Origin of the sequence: Enterobacter sp. GER_MD16_1505_Eko_090, assembly GCF_003331015.1 — a bacterium.
Taxonomy (GTDB): domain Bacteria; phylum Pseudomonadota; class Gammaproteobacteria; order Enterobacterales; family Enterobacteriaceae; genus Enterobacter; species Enterobacter roggenkampii.
The window spans coordinates 211,585-230,745 of sequence record NZ_PUQF01000007.1 but is presented as its reverse complement, the minus strand read 5'-3'; the positions used below and the strand labels follow the sequence as shown (position 1 = coordinate 230,745).

The 19,161-nt window shown below is 57.1% G+C and carries 14 protein-coding genes, 1 tRNA gene, 1 other RNA gene and 1 pseudogene; 10 read left to right on the top strand and 7 right to left on the bottom strand.

All coding sequences use genetic code 11. The annotated features are described in order from the left end of the window. The first annotated feature begins 2 nt into the window (after positions 1-2). Positions 3-1,415 (top strand): YchO/YchP family invasin, encoded by a 1,413-nt coding sequence (locus C6A40_RS10505; RefSeq protein WP_045334915.1) that lies wholly within the window; start codon positions 3-5, stop codon positions 1,413-1,415. On the opposite strand, the gene narL is transcribed toward C6A40_RS10505, so the two are convergent. Together narL and narX are read right to left on the bottom strand one after the other, a co-directional pair. Beyond that, a complete protein-coding gene (gene narL, locus C6A40_RS10500; RefSeq protein WP_114191278.1) occupies positions 1,412-2,062 on the bottom strand; it encodes a two-component system response regulator NarL in 651 nt (216 codons plus the stop codon). The genes C6A40_RS10505 and narL overlap by 4 nt on opposite strands. Then, the gene (narX, locus tag C6A40_RS10495) at positions 2,055-3,851 is read right to left on the bottom strand and encodes a nitrate/nitrite two-component system sensor histidine kinase NarX (RefSeq protein ID WP_045334913.1); all 1,797 of its coding nucleotides are present in this window, start codon (positions 3,849-3,851) and stop codon (positions 2,055-2,057) included. The genes narL and narX overlap by 8 nt, the downstream gene beginning before the upstream one ends. Positions 3,852-4,160: 309 nt before the next feature. Between narX and C6A40_RS10490 the strand changes: the two genes are divergently transcribed. The 5 genes from C6A40_RS10490 (at position 4,161) to narI (ending at position 12,598) form a co-directional block, all read left to right on the top strand. Next, on the top strand, positions 4,161-5,558 hold the full coding sequence (locus tag C6A40_RS10490; protein ID WP_045334910.1) for a NarK family nitrate/nitrite MFS transporter: 1,398 nt from the start codon (positions 4,161-4,163) through the stop codon (positions 5,556-5,558). A gap of 380 nt (positions 5,559-5,938) precedes the next feature. Next, positions 5,939-9,682 carry a nitrate reductase subunit alpha gene (locus tag C6A40_RS10485; protein WP_045334908.1) on the top strand — a complete coding sequence of 1,248 codons (3,744 nt, stop codon included), beginning with the start codon at positions 5,939-5,941 and terminating at the stop codon, positions 9,680-9,682. Beyond that, positions 9,679-11,214: a nitrate reductase subunit beta gene (gene narH / locus C6A40_RS10480; protein WP_114191277.1), complete on the top strand. Its 1,536-nt coding sequence runs from the start codon at positions 9,679-9,681 to the stop codon at positions 11,212-11,214. The genes C6A40_RS10485 and narH overlap by 4 nt, the downstream gene beginning before the upstream one ends. Next, positions 11,211-11,921 (top strand): nitrate reductase molybdenum cofactor assembly chaperone, encoded by a 711-nt coding sequence (narJ, locus tag C6A40_RS10475; protein ID WP_045334906.1) that lies wholly within the window; start codon positions 11,211-11,213, stop codon positions 11,919-11,921. The genes narH and narJ overlap by 4 nt, the downstream gene beginning before the upstream one ends. After that, positions 11,921-12,598, top strand: a complete 678-nt coding sequence (narI, locus tag C6A40_RS10470; RefSeq protein WP_045334905.1) for a respiratory nitrate reductase subunit gamma — start codon at positions 11,921-11,923, stop codon at positions 12,596-12,598. The genes narJ and narI overlap by 1 nt, the downstream gene beginning before the upstream one ends. On the opposite strand, the gene C6A40_RS10465 is transcribed toward narI, so the two are convergent. Then, entirely contained in the window at positions 12,595-13,491 is an 897-nt protein-coding gene (locus C6A40_RS10465; protein ID WP_045334903.1) for a DMT family transporter, read from the bottom strand. The genes narI and C6A40_RS10465 overlap by 4 nt on opposite strands. 107 nt (positions 13,492-13,598) lie before the next feature. Between C6A40_RS10465 and C6A40_RS10460 the strand changes: the two genes are divergently transcribed. Further along, positions 13,599-14,042, top strand: a complete 444-nt coding sequence (locus C6A40_RS10460; RefSeq protein WP_032663340.1) for an Lrp/AsnC family transcriptional regulator — start codon at positions 13,599-13,601, stop codon at positions 14,040-14,042. A gap of 59 nt (positions 14,043-14,101) precedes the next feature. Here C6A40_RS10460 and C6A40_RS10455 read toward each other — a convergent pair. The 4 genes from C6A40_RS10455 to C6A40_RS10440 form a co-directional block, all read right to left on the bottom strand. Continuing rightward, a non-coding RNA gene (locus C6A40_RS10455) (RtT sRNA) lies at positions 14,102-14,232 on the bottom strand. Between the two features lie 45 nt (positions 14,233-14,277). Then, positions 14,278-14,362: transfer RNA gene (locus tag C6A40_RS10450), tRNA-Tyr, on the bottom strand. A gap of 158 nt (positions 14,363-14,520) precedes the next feature. After that, positions 14,521-15,363, bottom strand: a complete 843-nt coding sequence (purU, locus tag C6A40_RS10445; RefSeq protein ID WP_045334901.1) for a formyltetrahydrofolate deformylase — start codon at positions 15,361-15,363, stop codon at positions 14,521-14,523. A 46-nt stretch (positions 15,364-15,409) separates the two neighbouring features. After that, the gene (locus tag C6A40_RS10440) at positions 15,410-15,868 is read right to left on the bottom strand and encodes a YchJ family protein (protein WP_045334899.1); all 459 of its coding nucleotides are present in this window, start codon (positions 15,866-15,868) and stop codon (positions 15,410-15,412) included. Between the two features lie 114 nt (positions 15,869-15,982). Here C6A40_RS10440 and rssA point away from each other — a divergent pair. The 3 genes and pseudogenes from rssA to galU all read left to right on the top strand — a co-directional run bounded on the left by rssA (position 15,983) and on the right by galU (position 19,098). After that, positions 15,983-16,884, top strand: a pseudogene (gene rssA / locus C6A40_RS10435) (patatin-like phospholipase RssA). A 91-nt stretch (positions 16,885-16,975) separates the two neighbouring features. Continuing rightward, a complete protein-coding gene (gene rssB, locus C6A40_RS10430) occupies positions 16,976-17,989 on the top strand; it encodes a two-component system response regulator RssB (protein ID WP_021240333.1) in 1,014 nt (337 codons plus the stop codon). A 200-nt stretch (positions 17,990-18,189) separates the two neighbouring features. Next, the gene (gene galU, locus C6A40_RS10425) at positions 18,190-19,098 is read left to right on the top strand and encodes a UTP--glucose-1-phosphate uridylyltransferase GalU (RefSeq protein ID WP_008502780.1); all 909 of its coding nucleotides are present in this window, start codon (positions 18,190-18,192) and stop codon (positions 19,096-19,098) included. Positions 19,099-19,161: the final 63 nt, after the last annotated feature.

Below are 19,161 nucleotides of genomic sequence, written 5' to 3'. Positions count from 1 at the left end.
TGATGGCTGTATCGTCCCGCATTCGTTTGCTGTTTTTACTCCCCCTTCTTACGGCCGGAGCCGTTCACGGTGCGCCGAATTCCTTTATGCATCAGGCGCAGCACCCCTTTGATAATAATGGGGATAGTCTGCCCGATCTCGGCCTGGCGGCGCCAACGGGCGAAGGGGAGAAACACCTCGCCGAAATGGCGAAAGCCTTCGGTGAAGCCAGCATGACCGACAACGGGCTGACGACCGGCGAGCAGGCGCGTCAGTTTGCCTTTGGTCAGGTGCGCGACGCGGTAAGCGGGGAAGTGAACCAGCAGATTGAGTCCTGGCTGTCGCCCTGGGGAAACGCCAGCGTGAACGTGCTGTTGGATAATGACGGCAAATTTAACGGCAGCAGCGGGAGCTGGTTCATCCCGTGGAATGATACTAACCGTTACCTCAGCTGGAGCCAGCTTGGCCTGACGCAGCAGACGGATGGCCTGGTCAGTAACGCCGGAATCGGTCAGCGCTGGGTCGCCGGGAAATGGCTGCTGGGCTACAACACCTTTTACGATAATCTTCTGGATGAAAACCTGCAGCGTGCCGGGCTGGGAGCGGAAGCGTGGGGGGAAAATCTGCGCCTCTCAGCGAACTACTATCAGCCCTTTGCCGGATGGCGCGCGCGATCTGACGTTCAGGAGCAGCGCATGGCGCGCGGATATGACGTGACCGCTAAAGCCTGGTTGCCGTGGTTTCATCACCTGAACACCAGCGTCAGCGTTGAGCAGTACTTTGGCGATAACGTTGACCTGTTCAACAGTGGAACCGGGTACCACAACCCGGTTGCGGTCAATCTGGGGCTTAACTATACCCCCGTTCCGCTGGTCACGTTGACCGCCGGGCACAAGCAGGGCGAAAGCGGCGAGAGCCAGAATAACCTTGGGCTGAAGCTCAACTACCGCTTTGGCGTGCCGCTGGCTAAGCAGCTTTCCGCCGATGAGGTCGCCGCGACGCGATCCCTGCGCGGCAGCCGCTACGATTCACCGGAGCGCACTAGCCTGCCGGTGATGGAGTTCCGCCAGCGTAAAACGCTGTCCGTCTGGCTGGCCACGCCGCCGTGGGATCTGAAAGGGGGCGAGACCGTTATGCTGAAGCTGCAGGTTCGCAGCACGCACGGCATCCGTCAGATCCACTGGCAGGGGGATACGCAGGCATTGAGCCTGACGTCGCCGGCCAAAAGTAACAGCGCAGACGGCTGGAGCGTGATTATACCTGCCTGGAATGAACAGGAAGGTGTGACAAACCGCTGGCACCTCTCGGCGGTGGTAGAAGATGAGAAAGGCCAGCGCGTCTCGTCCAATGAGATCACGCTTGCTGTGGTGCAGCCGCTGGTCGCATTGCCTGATGACGACCCGCGCTGGAAGCTGCTGCCGGGGAGTAATCCTTAGAAAATGCGTTCCTGATGCACCCACACGGCGGCTTCAACGCGAGATTTTAACTTCATTTTCTTCAGCATATGCTTCACGTGCACTTTGACCGTGCTTTCGGTGATGTCCAGGCGGCGAGCGATCATTTTGTTCGGCAGGCCCTGGGCAATGAGCTTGAGAATGTCGCGCTCGCGCGGCGTGAGCTGGCTGACGTCACGGTCAGAGGTGGCGCGGTTGGCGCGCAGGCTGGCGGCCAGCACCGGCGTTAAGGCTTCGCTCAATACCATCTCGCCCGCCGCCGCCTGCTGCAGCGCCTTAAGCAGATCTTCCGGCTCCATGTCTTTCAGCAGATAGCCATCCGCCCCGCGCTTCAGCGCCGTGACCACATCCTCTTCATGGTTCGACACGCTAAAGACGACGATGCGTCCGGAAAGCGATTTTTCCCGCAGCTTGTCGAGGGTCTCCAGTCCGTTCATGCCCGGCATATTCAGATCGAGCAGGATCAGATCGGGATCGAGGGATTCGGCAAGCTCAATGCCCTGTTCGCCGTTGCTGGCTTCGCCCACCACGGTGATATCGGGCGCCATGCTGACCAGCTGTTTCACGCCAGTACGCAGCATCGGCTGGTCGTCGATCAACAGGATGGATGCCGGTTCCTGATTAGTCATGGGTATCTCCTTGAGCAGTTGTAAGCGGTTTCTCGGGAATAAAGGTGACGACAACTTCCGTGCCGCCCGTCTCTCTCCGGCGAACCTGGCAATCACCGCGCAGGCTTTGGGCGCGGTCTCGCATAATGATTAAACCATAGTGGTTAGTGCGTTCGGCATTTTCCGGCACGCCGCGGCCGTTATCGTGAACCGTCAGTTTCACCTGATTGTCGTGCTGGCTGACGGTGACCGTGACCGCCGTTGCTTCAGCGTGTTTAAGCACGTTGCTCAGCGCTTCGCGGGCGATCTGCAGTAAATGTATGGCCTGATGGGAGGGGACAAAGCGCGGCGGCAGCTGGTAATCCAGCTTCACCGGGAACCCCAGCCGGGCGCTAAATTCGTGACAGCTGGATTCCAGCGCCGGGCGCAGGCCCGGCTCGGTCAGCTGCAGACGGAAGGTGGTCAGCAGCTCGCGCAGCTGCACCCAGGAGGTGTTCAGCTCGTTGCGGATCTGGCTGAGCAGCTGCTTGTTGCTGTCGGGCATCTCCGCATCCTGCATCTGCAGGCAGCTCACCTGCATTTTCATACAGGAAAGCGACTGGGCGATGGAGTCGTGCAGCTCGCGGGCGATGGTCGCGCGCTCTTCCATGACGATCAGCTGCTGCTGTTTTTCCTGATGCCTGTCGAGCGCCAGCGTGGCCGTCAGCTGTTCAACCAGCGTATCTACCAGCTGCTGCTGGTCGTGGCTCAGGTGGCGTCCGGTTGGCAGGGTGGCCAGCAGAATGCCGTACTGAGTGTGGCTGTCCGTCAGGCGCCACTTCAGGGTCGTGCCGCCGGAGGTCAGCGGCGGCAGGCCGCGAGGGCAAAGATGGCAGCCTTTGTCATCGCAGGACATATCGGACTGACAGGTAAATTCCTGGTGGTTCTCTTCGTCTTCCACATCGTAGACACGCAGCTCCAGATCGCGCAGCAGGGTCAGCTTTTGCAGGCCATTCAGCACCGGTGAGAGACGTTCACATAGCGGCACCTGCATGTGCAAGCGACGGTTGGCCTGCCAGAGGAAAGAGAGGATCTCGTTTTTCTGCTCCAGCCCGGCCGTTTTTTCCTGTACGCGCTGCTCCAGCACCGCGTAGCTCTCGGAGAGCTCTGCCGACATGGTATTGAGTGCCTGGCCGAGCATGGCCATCTCGTTGCGCCCGCTAATGTGCGTGCGCTGGGTAAAATCGCGTGCGGTGACCGCGCGGGCCATCGCCAGCAGCTGTTTCCAGGGATTCAGCAGACGCGCGCGGAGCCAGACGATGGTGAAGATCAGCAGCAGCCCCATAAACAGCGCCATGGCCCGGTGCACCATCACCACCCGGTCGATGCGTAATTCGGTCGTCTGGTCGAACGCGGAGACCAGCGCGTCAATGCGGGAGACAAACCCCGCCACGTCCTGGGCAACGGCTTCTGTACTGCGTGCCTGTTTCAGGCCCGGCTGCAGCTGGGTGTGCCAGTACCCCTGAAGGGCTTTCAACTGGGATTGCTGACCGGCACGGATGGCGGCATTTTCCAGCTCGGGGCTGAACGCCGTGCGCTCCATTTCATCGATTAAAGGCCGATCGTCCTGCGTCAGCGGAACCGCCGCCAGCAGACGGTAACTCTGCATGCGTAGCGAGCCTGCCTCATTAATCGCATGCGCATTACCCTGTACCCCTTGTACCAGCCAGCCGGAGATCGCCATGCCGGTCACACCGATGGCGGTGGACAGCAAAACAATCAGGGCGAGCTGATTCACGAGCGTTAGCGGAGATAAGCATCTTTTTAACATAGAGTGGGCGTGCTCCTGACGTGGCCTGCTTGCAGGAATGGCGCTATTCTGGTGCATACCCTGGAGTATACCCATACCAATAAAGGATTACCCCTAAATTGCCAACGGAGTAGGGGGCCGGAGGTGGGGGGGACAGGGAACCGTCAGTCCCGTGAAAAACCACGTCTTTTTTACCGAATTAGCCTACTCACTAAGGGTGAGGCCTTATTTTGCGCCGCAAATCCCCCCACTTTTCCTTTGATTTATATCAACTTACCGCCGCCCTAAAACCCTAATGTTTGCAGCATCATTCGAGAATCAGAGGTGTCTATGAGTCACTCATCCGCTCCCGAAAGGGAAAATGGTGCCGTTATTACAGACTGGCGTCCAGAGGATCCGGCGTTCTGGCAACAGCGCGGCCATCGTGTAGCAAGCCGGAATCTGTGGATTTCCGTGCCGTGCTTGTTGTTAGCGTTTTGCGTGTGGATGTTGTTTAGCGCGGTGGCGGTAAACCTGCCCAAAGTCGGGTTTACGTTCACAACCGATCAGCTGTTTATGCTGACCGCGCTGCCGTCGCTGTCAGGCGCGCTGCTGCGCGTCCCTTACGCGTTTATGGTGCCGGTTTTCGGCGGCCGTCGCTGGACGGCGTTCAGTACGGGCATCATGATCGTCCCTTGCGTGTGGCTCGGCTTCGCGGTGCAGGATACCTCCACGCCGTTCAGCGTGTTCGTGATTATCTCCCTGCTGTGCGGCTTTGCCGGGGCGAACTTCGCCTCCAGCATGGCGAACATCAGCTTCTTCTTCCCGAAAGCAAAGCAGGGCGGCGCGCTGGGGATTAACGGCGGTCTGGGCAATATGGGCGTGAGCGTGATGCAGCTGATCGCTCCCCTGGCGATCTCGGTCTCCATTTTTGCAGCCTTTGGCGGCGGTGGCGTTGAGCAGGCGGATGGTTCTTCCCTCTTTCTGCAAAACGCAGCCTGGATCTGGGTGCCGTTCCTCGTGGTCTTCACCCTTGCAGCCTGGTTCTTTATGAATGACCTGTCCGCGTCGAAGGCGTCGCTGAGCGAACAGCTGCCGGTGCTGAAGCGTGGACACCTCTGGGTGATGGCGCTGCTGTATCTGGCGACCTTCGGTTCGTTTATCGGCTTCTCGGCGGGCTTCGCGATGCTGTCGAAAACGCAGTTCCCGGACGTGCAGATCCTGCAATTCGCCTTCTTCGGCCCGTTTATTGGCGCCCTGGCGCGTTCGCTGGGCGGTATGATCTCTGACCGTCTGGGCGGGACCCGCGTGACGCTGGTTAACTTCGTCGTGATGGCAGTCTTCTGTGCGCTGCTGTTCCTGACGCTGCCTGCTGACGGACAGGGCGGGAGCTTCATCGCCTTCTTCGGCGTGTTTATGGTGCTGTTCCTGACGGCCGGGCTGGGGAGTGCGTCTACCTTCCAGATGATCTCCGTGATCTTCCGCAAGCTGACGATGGACCGCGTGAAGGCGCAGGGCGGAAGCGAAGAGCAGGCGATGCGTGAAGCGGCAACGGATACGGCTGCAGCACTGGGCTTTATCTCTGCGATTGGCGCAATTGGCGGCTTCTTTATTCCGAAAGCGTTCGGCATCTCGCTGGATCTGACCGGCTCTCCGGCGGGGGCAATGAAGGTCTTCCTCATCTTCTATATCGCCTGCGTTGTGATTACGTGGCTGGTATATGGCCGTAATACCAAAAAAAATAAGTAAGTGTGATTATCCGTTTACGCGGCCTTCGGGCCGCGTTTTTTTTGGGGTCAAAATAGTTACAACATACTGAAAGCCCTGCTGAGGAAATCCGCAGGCAACACTGTGATCGCCATCGCTTTCCAGGGCGCTCTACCCCTTAATACCTGAGATGTTAAATTTTGCCTGGTCTTTTGTAGGATGAAATTGAAATGACTTTATATTTCATATAGATATGAAATTTATAAAGATACCGCTTTGGTGGTATTCGGTGTAATCCCTCGCCTGAAAGTCCCTCGTTGTCTTGATCGTTATCAATTCTCCCTCTCTTTCAGGGCGTTACCTTCGCTGCAAATCAGCAATGTCGATTTAGAGAGCCACAGGCTCCATACAGGAGATACCCGATGAGCAAGTTTTTGGACCGGTTTCGCTACTTCAAGCAGAAGGGCGAAACGTTTGCCGATGGGCACGGCCAGGTTCTGGATACCAACCGGGACTGGGAAGACGGTTACCGCCAGCGCTGGCAGCATGACAAAGTCGTCCGTTCTACCCACGGCGTAAACTGCACTGGCTCATGTAGCTGGAAGATTTTCGTTAAAAACGGTCTGGTGACGTGGGAAATGCAGCAGACCGACTACCCGCGCACCCGTCCGGATATGCCGAACCATGAACCGCGCGGCTGCCCGCGCGGCGCCAGCTACTCCTGGTATCTCTACAGCGCCAACCGTCTCAAATACCCGCTGATGCGTAAACGCCTGATGAAAATGTGGCGTGAAGCGAAAGTGCAGCACAGCGATCCGGTTGATGCGTGGGCATCCATCATCGAGGACGCCGACAAAGCGAAAAGCTTCAAGCAGGCGCGTGGTCGCGGTGGTTTCGTTCGCTCTTCCTGGAAAGAGGTGAACGAGCTGATTGCCGCCTCCAACGTCTACACCGTGAAAACCTACGGTCCTGACCGCGTGGCAGGCTTCTCGCCAATCCCGGCGATGTCGATGGTCTCTTACGCTTCCGGCGCGCGCTATCTCTCCTTAATCGGCGGTACCTGCCTGAGCTTCTACGACTGGTACTGCGACCTGCCGCCAGCGTCTCCACAGACCTGGGGCGAACAGACCGACGTGCCGGAGTCCGCCGACTGGTACAACTCCAGCTACATCATCGCCTGGGGCTCAAACGTGCCGCAGACCCGTACGCCGGACGCGCACTTCTTTACCGAAGTCCGTTACAAAGGCACCAAAACCGTGGCGGTGACCCCGGACTACGCCGAAATCGCCAAGCTGTGCGACCTGTGGCTGGCACCGAAACAGGGTACCGATGCCGCGATGGCGATGGCGATGGGCCACGTCATGCTGCGTGAGTTCCATCTTGATAAGCCAAGCCAGTACTTCACCGACTACGTCCGCCGCTACACCGACATGCCGATGCTGGTGATGCTCGAAGAGCGTGACGGCTACTACGCCGCAGGCCGTACGCTGCGCGCCGCCGATCTGGTGGACGCGCTGGGCCAGGAAAATAACCCAGAGTGGAAAACCGTCGCCTATAACAGCAACGGTGAGCTGGTGGCGCCAAACGGCTCTATCGGCTTCCGCTGGGGCGAGAAGGGCAAGTGGAACCTTGAGCAGCGTAACGGCACGACCGGTGAAGAGACGGAACTGCGTCTGAGCATGCTGGGTAGCCAGGACGAGATTGCTGATGTGGGCTTCCCGTACTTTGGCGGCGAAGGTTCCGAGCACTTCAACAAGGTTGAGCTGAAAAACGTGCTGATGCACAAGCTGCCGGTGAAACGCCTGCAGCTGGCCGACGGGACTACCGCGCTGGTCACCACCGTCTATGACCTGACCATGGCTAACTACGGCCTGGAACGCGGTCTGGGTGATGAAAACTGCGCAACCGGCTATGACGACGTGAAGGCTTATACCCCGGCATGGGCGGAGCAGATCACCGGCGTTCCACGCGCGCAGATCGTGCGTATCGCCCGAGAGTTTGCGGAAAACGCCGATAAGACCCACGGTCGTTCCATGATCATCGTCGGTGCGGGTCTTAACCACTGGTATCACCTCGATATGAACTACCGTGGTCTGATCAACATGCTGATCTTCTGCGGCTGCGTCGGCCAGAGCGGCGGCGGCTGGGCGCACTACGTGGGTCAGGAAAAACTGCGTCCGCAGACCGGCTGGCAGCCGCTGGCGTTTGCCCTTGACTGGCAGCGTCCGGCACGCCACATGAACAGCACCTCCTACTTCTATAACCACTCCAGCCAGTGGCGTTACGAGACGGTCACCGCACAGGAGCTGCTGTCGCCGATGGCGGATAAATCCCGCTACAGCGGCCATCTGATTGACTTCAACGTCCGCGCCGAGCGCATGGGCTGGCTGCCGTCGGCGCCGCAGTTGGGCACTAACCCGCTGCGCATTGCGGAAGCGGCGAAGAAAGCGGGCATGTCACCGGTGGATTACACCGTGCAATCCCTGAAGGATGGCTCAATCCGCTTTGCGGCAGAACAGCCGGAAAACGGTAAAAACCACCCGCGCAACCTGTTCATCTGGCGCTCCAACCTGCTGGGCTCGTCCGGTAAAGGCCACGAGTACATGCTGAAGTACCTGCTCGGTACCGAAAACGGTATCCAGGGGAAAGATCTCGGCAAGCAGGGCGGCGTGAAGCCGGAAGAGGTGGAGTGGAAAGACAACGGTCTCGACGGCAAGCTGGATCTGGTGGTGACCCTCGACTTCCGTCTGTCCAGCACCTGCCTTTACTCCGACATCGTGCTGCCTACCGCCACCTGGTACGAAAAAGACGACATGAATACCTCGGATATGCATCCGTTTATTCATCCGCTGTCTGCGGCCGTTGACCCGGCGTGGGAATCAAAAAGCGACTGGGAAATCTACAAAGACATCGCGAAGACCTTCTCCGAAGTCTGCGTGGGGCACCTCGGCAAAGAGACCGACGTGGTAACGCTGCCCATCCAGCACGACTCCGCTGCCGAACTGGCGCAGCCGCTGGACGTGAAGGACTGGAAAAAAGGCGAATGCGACCTGATCCCGGGCGTGACCGCACCGCACATCATTCCGGTTGAACGTGACTACCCGGCAACCTACGAGCGCTTTACCTCTATCGGCCCGCTGATGGAGAAAATCGGTAACGGCGGCAAAGGCATCGCCTGGAACACCCAGAGCGAAATGGATCTGCTGCGCAAGCTCAACTACACCAAAGCGGACGGCCCGGCGAAAGGCCAGCCCATGCTGAACACGGCGATTGATGCGGCAGAGATGATCCTGACCCTGGCCCCGGAAACCAACGGCCACGTCGCGGTGAAGGCCTGGGCGGCGCTGAGCGCGTTCACCGGTCGCGACCATACGCATCTGGCGACGAATAAAGAGGAAGAGAAAATCCGCTTCCGCGATATTCAGGCCCAGCCGCGCAAGATTATCTCCAGCCCGACCTGGTCAGGTCTGGAAGACGAGCATGTGTCCTATAACGCGGGCTACACCAACGTTCACGAGCTGATCCCATGGCGCACCCTGTCCGGCCGCCAGTCGCTGTATCAGGACCACCAGTGGATGCGCGACTTCGGTGAAAGCCTGCTGGTGTACCGTCCGCCTATCGACACCCGCTCCGTGAAAGCGGTGATGGGCGCAAAATCCAACGGTAACCCGGAGAAGGCGCTGAACTTCCTGACGCCGCACCAGAAGTGGGGGATCCACTCCACCTACAGCGACAACCTGCTGATGCTGACCCTGTCGCGCGGCGGTCCGATTGTCTGGATGAGCGAAACGGATGCCAAAGATCTGGGTATTGAAGATAACGACTGGATCGAAGTGTTCAACAGCAACGGTGCCCTGACGGCGCGTGCGGTGGTGAGCCAGCGCGTACCGGCCGGGATGACCATGATGTACCATGCGCAGGAACGTATCGTGAACCTGCCGGGGTCAGAGATCACCGAGCAGCGCGGCGGGATCCACAACTCCGTGACCCGCATTACGCCGAAGCCGACCCATATGATTGGTGGCTATGCCCAGCTGGCCTACGGCTTTAACTACTACGGCACCGTAGGATCGAACCGCGATGAGTTCGTGGTGGTACGTAAGATGAAGAATATTAACTGGTTAGACGGCGAAGGTAATGACCAGGTACAGGAGAGCGTAAAATGAAAATTCGTTCACAAGTCGGCATGGTGCTGAATCTGGATAAATGCATCGGCTGCCATACCTGCTCGGTCACCTGTAAAAATGTCTGGACCAGCCGCGAAGGTATGGAATACGCCTGGTTCAACAACGTGGAAAGCAAGCCGGGCACCGGCTTCCCGACCGACTGGGAAAACCAGGAGAAGTGGAAGGGCGGCTGGATCCGCAAAATCAACGGCAAGCTGCAGCCGCGCATGGGTAACCGCGCTTGGCTTCTGGGAAAAATCTTTGCTAACCCGCACCTGCCGGGCATCGAGGATTACTACGAGCCGTTTGACTACGACTACCAGAATCTGCACAACGCGCCGGAAGGTAAACACCAGCCGATCGCCCGTCCCCGCTCGTTGATCACCGGTCAGCGCATGGACAAAATTACCAGCGGTCCAAACTGGGAGGAGATTCTGGGCGGCGAGTTCGAAAAACGCGCCAAAGACCAGAACTTCGAGAACATGCAGAAGGCGATGTACGGCCAGTTCGAAAACACCTTCATGATGTATCTGCCGCGCCTGTGCGAGCACTGCCTTAACCCGGCGTGCGTGGCGACCTGCCCGAGCGGCGCCATCTACAAGCGTGAAGAAGACGGGATCGTGCTGATCGACCAGGACAAGTGCCGCGGCTGGCGCATGTGCATCACCGGCTGCCCGTACAAAAAGATCTACTTCAACTGGAAGAGCGGCAAGTCCGAGAAGTGCATCTTCTGCTACCCGCGTATCGAAGCCGGTATGCCGACCGTCTGTTCCGAAAGCTGCGTAGGCCGTATTCGCTACCTCGGCGTGCTGCTGTACGACGCGGACGCGATTGAAAACGCCGCGAGCACCGAGAACGAGAAGGATCTGTATCAGCGTCAGCTGGACGTGTTCCTCGACCCGAACGATCCGAAAGTGATTGAGCAGGCGCTGAAAGACGGCATTCCGCAGAGCGTAATCGACGCCGCGCAGCAGTCTCCGGTGTACAAAATGGCGATGGACTGGAAGCTGGCCCTGCCGCTGCATCCGGAATACCGCACGCTGCCGATGGTCTGGTACGTGCCGCCGCTGTCGCCGATTCAGTCTGCCGCTGACGCGGGTGAGCTGGGCAGCAACGGCATTCTGCCGGATGTGGAGAGCCTTCGTATTCCGGTTCAGTACCTGGCCAACCTGCTGACCGCAGGGGATACCCAGCCCGTACTGCTGGCGCTGAAGCGTATGCTGGCGATGCGCCACTTCAAGCGTGCCGAAACCGTGGACGGCGTAACCGACACCCGCGCGCTGGAAGAGGTCGGTCTGACCGAAGCGCAGGCGCAGGAAATGTACCGCTATCTGGCGATAGCCAACTACGAAGACCGTTTCGTGGTGCCGAGCAGCCACCGTGAGCTGGCCCGCGAGGCCTTCCCGGAGAAAAACGGCTGTGGCTTTACCTTTGGCGACGGCTGCCACGGGTCAGACAGCAAATTCAACCTGTCCAACAGCCGCCGCATCGACGCCATGGATGTGACCAGTAAAACGGAGCCGCACTCATGATTGAACTCGTCATTGTTTCGCGTCTGCTCGAGTACCCGGATGCTGCGCTGGCGCAGCACCAGCAGGAACTTTTTGATGCGCTTGCGGCATCTGAAAACCTGGATAAAGAAGATGCCCAGCGGCTTGGCGTTTTCCTCCGTGACCTGCTGGCGCGCGATCTTCTTGATGCGCAGGCGGACTACAGTCAGCTGTTTGATCGGGGGCGTGCGACCTCGCTGCTGCTGTTCGAACACGTTCACGGTGAATCCCGCGACCGCGGTCAGGCGATGGTTGACCTGATGGCACAGTACGAGCAGCACGGCCTGCAGCTCGACAGCCGCGAGCTGCCGGATCACCTGCCGCTCTATCTGGAATATCTGGCGCAGCTGCCAAAAGAAGAGGCGCTGGGCGGTCTGCAGGACATCGCGCCGATCCTGGCGCTGCTCGGCGCGCGTCTTCAGCAACGTGAGAGCCGCTACGCGGTGCTGTTCGAACTGCTGGTGAAGCTCGCCAACGCCTCTGTCGACAGTGAAAAAGTGGCGGAGAAAATCGCCGATGAGGCCCGTGACGATACGCCACAGGCGCTGGATGCGGTCTGGGAAGAAGAGCAGGTCAAATTCTTTGCTGACCAGAACTGCGGCGAGTCTGAAATCGCTGCTCACCAGCGCCGTTTTGCCGGCGCGGTTGCCCCGCAATATTTGAAAATCTCTAACGGAGGACGGCACTAATGCACTTCCTGAATATGTTCTTCTTTGACATTTACCCGTATATCGCGGGCACCGTGTTCCTGGTGGGAAGCTGGCTGCGTTACGATTATGGCCAGTACACCTGGCGTGCCGCCTCCAGCCAGATGCTGGACCGCAAGGGGATGCACGTGGCGTCTAACCTGTTCCACATCGGGATTCTGGGCATTTTTGCCGGTCACTTCCTCGGGATGCTGACGCCGCACTGGATGTATGAAGCGTGGCTGCCGATTGAGGTGAAGCAGAAGATGGCGATGATCGCGGGCGGTGCCTGCGGCGTGATGACCCTTGTTGGCGGCCTGCTGCTGCTCAAGCGTCGTCTGTTCACCCCGCGTGTGCGTGCGACCACAACCGCAGCGGATATCCTGATCCTCTCCCTGCTGATGGTACAGTGCGCGCTGGGTCTGCTGACCATTCCGTTCTCGGCGCAGCATATGGACGGAAGCGAAATGATGAAGCTGGTCGGCTGGGCGCAGTCCGTGGTGACCTTCCACGGCGGAGCATCTGAGCACCTGGACGGCGTGGCGTTTATCTTCCGCGTTCACCTGGTGCTGGGGATGACGCTGTTTGTGCTGTTCCCGTTCTCCCGCCTGGTCCACATCTGGAGCGCGCCGGTGGAGTACCTGACGCGCAAATACCAGATTGTACGCGCCCGTCGCTAATTCGCCGTTTTGATACTAACCCCGCGCTCGCGGGGTTTTTTTTCACCCCAGCCCAGGTTGTTGCCTGCGGCAGCAAACAGGATCAGCGCACCGCCCGCCAGCTGCGTCAGGTTAAGCGCGTGTCCGAACACCAGATTATCGACAACAATTGCCACCACCGGATAGATAAACGACAGGGAGCCGGTGATGGGCGTAGGCAGCTTCTGAATTGCGCTGTAGAGCAGCTGGTACATAATGCCGGTATGGACAATGCCGAGCGTCAGCAGCATCGGCCAGGGGAAATCGCCGGAAAATGACGGCAGGCTGGCAAACGGCAAAAGCATCACGACGCCGGTCAGCACCTGGATAAAGGCAATATGCTGCGGTGCGATTGTTTTCAGTTTGCGCGCAATGATTGCCGTCAGCGCGTAGAAGAAGGCCGCGGCCATGGCCAAACCTATTCCGGTGAGCCATTCGCTGCCATGCGCGCCGGTCAGCTCGCTGGAGAGCAGGATCACCACGCCGCCAAAGGCGAGGAATAGCCAGCCCCATTTCACCAGGCTGACGCGTTCGCCCAGAAACATCCCCATCAAGACCAGCATAAAAGGCTGGGTGTTATAGACCACGGTTGAAAGACCAATTGAGATGCGCTCATAGGCCGCGAAGAGCAGCAGCCAGTTCACCACGAGCGCCACGCCGCCGAGAATAGCCAGCAGCAGCGTGGTGCGGGTGAGGGGGCTGAAGGGCTTTTGACTTGCCCGGATAAAAATAAAAAGCGCCATAGCCCCGATAAGACAGCGCCAGAACACCACTTCCGTCACCGGCAGACCGGAGAGCAAAACAAACGCGCCGATAGAGCCGGAAATTAACATCGCCAGGCTCATTTGCCAGACGCCTTTATGGAAATCACGCATCATCCACCTCCTGATTAATGACGCTATTGTCGAAAATCGCTGTCGGGTTTTACAGGGGTGAGATAAGGTTGAAAAGGTAAATGACTTTTTAAAATTAGGTGAAACGAATGGAATGCCTTATCGATGATATCGACCGACAAATTTTAACCTGCCTGGTTGAGGATGCGCGCATGTCGTTGAAGGTGCTCAGCGGCCGCATCGGTCTGACGTCCCCCAGTACGGCAGAGCGCCTGAAGCGGCTGGAAGAGCGCGGTGTGATTCAGGGTTATGGTGCACGGGTGAATCTGGCGGCGCTGGGGTATACGCTGCAGGCGCTGGTGCGCGTACGGCCGTTGCCAGGGCTGTTGCATAAGGTGGATAAGTATATTCAGGCGATGCCGGAGTGTATTGAGAGCGACAAAGTCACCGGGGAGGACTGCTTCGTCATCAGGCTGGTGGTGCGGTCAATCGAACAGCTTGATGCGCTGCTGGACGGCCTGGCGGAACATGCCCAGTGTAATACGTCGATTGTGAAGAGTTCGCCGGTCAGGCGTCGCTTGCCTCCGATGTAGGTTTCTGTCGCCGGGTGGCGGCTGCGCCTTACCCGGCCTACAAGGGCGGACTCGGTTTTTTTATGTTGGGGAAGGATGACCCGGCGCGTTGCGCCTCGCCCTTCGGGTCGTTGCCTTCGGCAACGCTTTCTCGCTGCGCTCGGATCGAACCTTAGTCGAAGCTTCTCTTCCTTCCCCGTTACGGAAATGCATGATGCCCGGTGCGAACAGGAGATTTGGAGTTATTTGAAAGTGATGGTGGTGGGGGAAGGATTCGAACCTTCGAAGTCGATGACGGCAGATTTACAGTCTGCTCCCTTTGGCCGCTCGGGAACCCCACCACGGGGTAATGCTTTTTTACTGGCCTGCTTCCTGCTGGAAGCGGGGCGCATCATATCAAATGAGACGCCCCTGTAAAGCTTTCCTTTAGGGAAATGAAGTTGTTTGCCTGCTTTTTATCCGTAAAGGCGCAAAGCTAATCAATTCATTTTCCGAAAGATTAAAGAATGATGGTTCTGTTGCCGTAAACGAAGACACGCTGGGCCAGTACCTGATACAGCGCGCGGCTTAACACATTCTTCTCAACGTCACGCCCTGCACGCATCATGTCCTCAGCGGTGTAAGTGTGATCCACATGAATCACGTCCTGCATGATGATGGGACCTTCGTCCAGATTGTCATTCACGTAGTGGGCTGTCGCGCCGATGATCTTCACGCCGCGCTCGTAGGCCTGGTGGTATGGACGCGCACCAATAAAGGCCGGCAGGAACGAGTGGTGGATGTTGATGATCTTGTTCGGGAAACGCGCCACGAAAGACGGCGTTAACACGCGCATGTATTTCGCCAGCACCACGTAGTCCGGGTTATGCGCTTCAATGGCCTGCGCCATCAGATCGTCGTGCTCTTCACGCGTAAGGCCTTCATGGCTAACCAGCTCGAACGGAATATCAAAACGCTCGACCAGCGAGCGCAACGTCTCGTGGTTACCAATAACAGCCGCAATTTCGACATCCAGACCGCCGTAGTTGGCTTTCATCAGCAGGTCGCCCAGACAATGTGCTTCTTTGGTCACCAGGATCACGATGCGGCGTCGGCCCGCAGGGGTCAGCTCGCGCACGGAACCTTCCGGAAGCGCGCTGTCCAGATCGGCCAGCAGCGTGGTGTCGTTGAAAATACCTTCCAGTTCGGTACGCATGAAGAAGCGGCCGGTACGGTGGTCAACGAACTCGTTGTTCTGCACGATATTCAGTTCATGCTTGTAGCAAATGTTGGTAATTCGTGCGATCAGCCCTTTTTGATCGGGACAGATGGTGCGCAGAACTTTACGTTGTAATGATTGCATCGCCGGGAAATCCTGTTTGTATTTGCGAAGTCTGGGTTGTCAGGCATTACTGCCCGCAACACTTTTTAAATTTTCTACCTGAACCACACGGGCAGGGATCGTTACGACCAAACTGTGGACGCGTTCCGTCAATATAATACCATTGCCCGCCTTCCTTTAAGAACCGGGAACGCTCGATAATGGCGCCAGGCTTAGCGTTCTCGGTAAAACGGGCAACAAAGCTGACGTAACCTTCATCTTCATGACTGCCTGGAGAGGATTCATAGACGGTGAGGCCGAGCCACTGCGTGTTCGCAAACCCGGCTTCGATGTCCTGTTTGAAATCGGCTGCGTGGCAGGATGGATGCCAGGTTTTAATCAGGTAGTCTGCGTCTTTGATCACAAAAGCAGTGTACCGTGAACGCATAAGGTGTGACGGGTCTGGTGCAACCTGATCGCCAGAAAGATATCGCTGGCAACATAGGCTATACTCCAGAGCGCTACCACAAGGGCAGAGTTGAGACACGATTCTCTTCCTGGAACAAAAAATAAAGGCGTAAAACGCTTCGGGTAGCACTATGTTAACTGAGGCGTTGCGTTGATGCCATGTCAGGAATCCAGGGGACGTAAAACAGGACTAATGAGAAAGGTTAAAATTGGGCTGGCGCTGGGTTCAGGTGCCGCCCGGGGATGGTCACACATCGGCGTGATTAATGCCTTAAATCAGATGGGCATTACTGTCGATATTGTTGCAGGGTGCTCAATCGGATCGCTTGTCGGCTCCGCTTACGCGTGCGGGAAGCTTCCGGAGCTCGAGACGTGGGTGCGCTCCTTCAGCTACTGGGACGTGCTGCGTCTGATGGACCTCTCCTGGCAGCGTGGTGGACTGCTGCGCGGCGAACGCGTCTTTACCAGTTCCGCCAGGTTATGCCCCTCGAAGACTTCACTGATTGTCAGATGCCTTTCGGCGCCGTCGCGACGAACCTCAGTACAGGTCGCGAACTCTGGCTAACCGAAGGGGATATCCATCTTGCCGTGCGTGCCTCCTGCAGTATGCCGGGACTCATGGCGCCTGTCCCACACAACGGTTACTGGCTTGTCGATGGTGGCGTCGTTAACCCGGTTCCCATCTCTCTGACGCGTGCAATGGGTGCTGACATCGTGATTGCCGTCGACCTGCAGCACGACGCCCACCTGATGCAACAGGATCTCATGCCGGTCAACCTCCAGAGCGAAGATGCTGAGGGCGAGAAACTGGCCTGGCACGAGCGCCTGCGCGGAAGAATCGGGCGTATGACTGCACGTCGTTCGGTTGCTGCGCCGACGGCGATAGAAATCATGACCACGTCAATTCAGGTACTCGAGAATCGCCTTAAACGTAACCGTATGGCAGGCGATCCTCCGGATATTCTTATTCAGCCGTACTGTCCGCAAATCTCTACTCTTGATTTCCATCGGGCTGAGGCCGCCATCGCAGCGGGCTCGTTAGCCGTCGAAAAGAAAATGGACGAATTGTTGCCTTTTGTGCAAACCGCACGTTAAGCACCTTTTTTTGACTACTTCAGCAAAATCTGACAGGCGATAGTGCCGATTGCATGCCACTATTTAGTTACTGTCAGCCAGGGGAGGAACCATGACGCAGCCATTGGCCGGAAAACACATTTTGATTGTTGAAGACGAGCCCGTTTTCCGATCGCTACTGGATTCGTGGTTATCCTCGCTGGGCGCAATGACGTCACTGGCTGAAGATGGCATCGACGCCCTGGAAAAAATGATCAGCATTACGCCCGATTTGATGATTTGCGACATTGCGATGCCGCGCATGAATGGACTGAAGCTGGTTGAGCATCTGCGTAACGAAGGCAATCAGACGCCGATTCTGGTCATCTCTGCCACCGAAAACATGGCGGATATCGCAAAAGCATTACGTCTAGGGGTACAGGATATTCTGCTTAAACCGGTTAAAGATTTGAACCGGCTGCGAGAAACGGTCTTAGCGTGCCTTTATCCGAATATGTTTAATTCCCGGGTTGAGGAAGAGGAACGTCTTTTCCAGGACTGGGACGCTCTGGTGAGTAATCCGCCTGCTGCGGCGAAACTGTTGCAAGAGCTCCAGCCGCCCGTCCAGCAAACTATTTCCCACTGTCGCGTAAATTATCGGCAGCTGGTGGCCGCTGACCAGCCTGGACTGGTGCTGGATATTGCGCCACTGTCTGACTCTGACCTTGCGTTTTATTCCCTGGATGTCACCCGGGCGGGGGATAACGGTGTATTAGCGGCGTTGCTTCTTCGTGCGCTATTTAATGGTTTGTTGCAGGAGCAGTTATCCCATCAGGGACAACGGTTGCCGGAGTTAGGCAGTTTACTCAAACAGGTAAACCAGCTTTTTCGTCAGGCCAATTTGCCTGGACAGTTTCCGCTATTGGTCGGCTATTACCACAGCGGTTTAAAAAATCTGATCCTCGTTTCAGCCGGTCTCAATGCATCACTGAATACCGGTGAACATCATATTCAGGTGAGTAACGGTGTACCGCTTGGGACGTTGGGAACGGCGTATCTTAATCAAATTAGCCACCGCTGTTCCTCCTGGCAGTGCCAAATTTGGGGCGCCGGGGGGCGGCTACGCTTAATGTTGTCCACGGAATAAGCAATTGGATCGTCATTTTAAGATTGCTTTACCTGTGTTTTGCGGGGAGTGCTACTATCGCTGCCCGGTTTCATGCGTATTTATCCTAATTGATCGGCAACGCGTTCTTTTCAGACCCGGACTGCGGGGCGAGACTGATATACTCAACGCGTTATTTATTGCATAAAAGTTCAAAACTTGAACAGCTCAGGAGAATTTGAATGGCTGCCCTAAATTCGAAAGTCAGAAAGGCCGTTATCCCGGTAGCGGGATTGGGGACCAGGATGTTACCAGCAACCAAGGCGATTCCTAAAGAGATGCTGCCTCTGGTTGATAAGCCATTAATCCAGTATGTCGTGAATGAATGTATCGCAGCCGGCATCACTGAAATTGTGCTGGTTACGCATTCATCTAAAAACTCTATCGAAAACCATTTCGATACAAGCTTTGAACTTGAAGCCATGCTGGAAAAGCGCGTTAAGCGTCAGCTGTTAGAAGAAGTTCAGTCTATTTGCCCTCCACACGTCACCATTATGCAGGTTCGTCAGGGGCTGGCTAAAGGTCTGGGCCACGCTGTTATGTGCGCGCACCCTGTCGTGGGTGATGAGCCTGTAGCGGTAATTCTGCCTGACGTTATTCTGGATGAATACGAATCCGATCTTTCTCAGGATAACCTGGCTGAAATGATCAAGCGTTTCGACGAAACCGGCAGCAGCCAGATTATGGTTGAGCCTGTTGAAGACGTAACGGCATACGGTGTGGTTGACTGCAAAGGCGTTAACCTTGAGCCGGGTGAGAGTGTGCCAATGGTTGGCGTCGTAGAGAAGCCTAAAGCCGACGTAGCGCCTTCAAACCTTGCTGTTGTAGGTCGCTATGTCCTGAGTGCTGAGATCTGGCCTCTGCTGGCTAAAACGCCTCCAGGAGCGGGTGATGAGATCCAGCTGACGGATGCCATCGATATGCTGATCGAGAAAGAGACCGTTGAGGCCTACCATATGAAAGGTAAGAGCCATGACTGCGGTAATAAGCTCGGTTATATGCAGGCGTTTGTTGAATATGGTATCCGCCACAATACCCTCGGCGAAGAATTTAAAACCTGGCTCAAAGAGAGCGTAGGTATTAAGAAATAAGCCACCGCTGCTAATGTTCAAACCGGTGAGGCGTTGCCCACCGGTTTTTTTATGCCCGTAACA

Excerpts from the sequence above, each read along its gene's own strand:
- C6A40_RS10505 (WP_045334915.1), top strand. The coding sequence starts at position 3 with ATGGCTGTATCGTCCCGCATTCGTTTGCTGTTTTTACTCCCCCTTCTT.
- narL (WP_114191278.1), bottom strand. The coding sequence starts at position 2,062 with ATGACTAATCAGGAACCGGCATCCATCCTGTTGATCGACGACCAGCCG.
- narX (WP_045334913.1), bottom strand. The coding sequence starts at position 3,851 with ATGTTAAAAAGATGCTTATCTCCGCTAACGCTCGTGAATCAGCTCGCC.
- C6A40_RS10490 (WP_045334910.1), top strand. The coding sequence starts at position 4,161 with ATGAGTCACTCATCCGCTCCCGAAAGGGAAAATGGTGCCGTTATTACA.
- C6A40_RS10485 (WP_045334908.1), top strand. The coding sequence starts at position 5,939 with ATGAGCAAGTTTTTGGACCGGTTTCGCTACTTCAAGCAGAAGGGCGAA.
- narH (WP_114191277.1), top strand. The coding sequence starts at position 9,679 with ATGAAAATTCGTTCACAAGTCGGCATGGTGCTGAATCTGGATAAATGC.
- narJ (WP_045334906.1), top strand. The coding sequence starts at position 11,211 with ATGATTGAACTCGTCATTGTTTCGCGTCTGCTCGAGTACCCGGATGCT.
- narI (WP_045334905.1), top strand. The coding sequence starts at position 11,921 with ATGCACTTCCTGAATATGTTCTTCTTTGACATTTACCCGTATATCGCG.
- C6A40_RS10465 (WP_045334903.1), bottom strand. The coding sequence starts at position 13,491 with ATGCGTGATTTCCATAAAGGCGTCTGGCAAATGAGCCTGGCGATGTTA.
- C6A40_RS10460 (WP_032663340.1), top strand. The coding sequence starts at position 13,599 with ATGGAATGCCTTATCGATGATATCGACCGACAAATTTTAACCTGCCTG.
- purU (WP_045334901.1), bottom strand. The coding sequence starts at position 15,363 with ATGCAATCATTACAACGTAAAGTTCTGCGCACCATCTGTCCCGATCAA.
- rssB (WP_021240333.1), top strand. The coding sequence starts at position 16,976 with ATGACGCAGCCATTGGCCGGAAAACACATTTTGATTGTTGAAGACGAG.
- galU (WP_008502780.1), top strand. The coding sequence starts at position 18,190 with ATGGCTGCCCTAAATTCGAAAGTCAGAAAGGCCGTTATCCCGGTAGCG.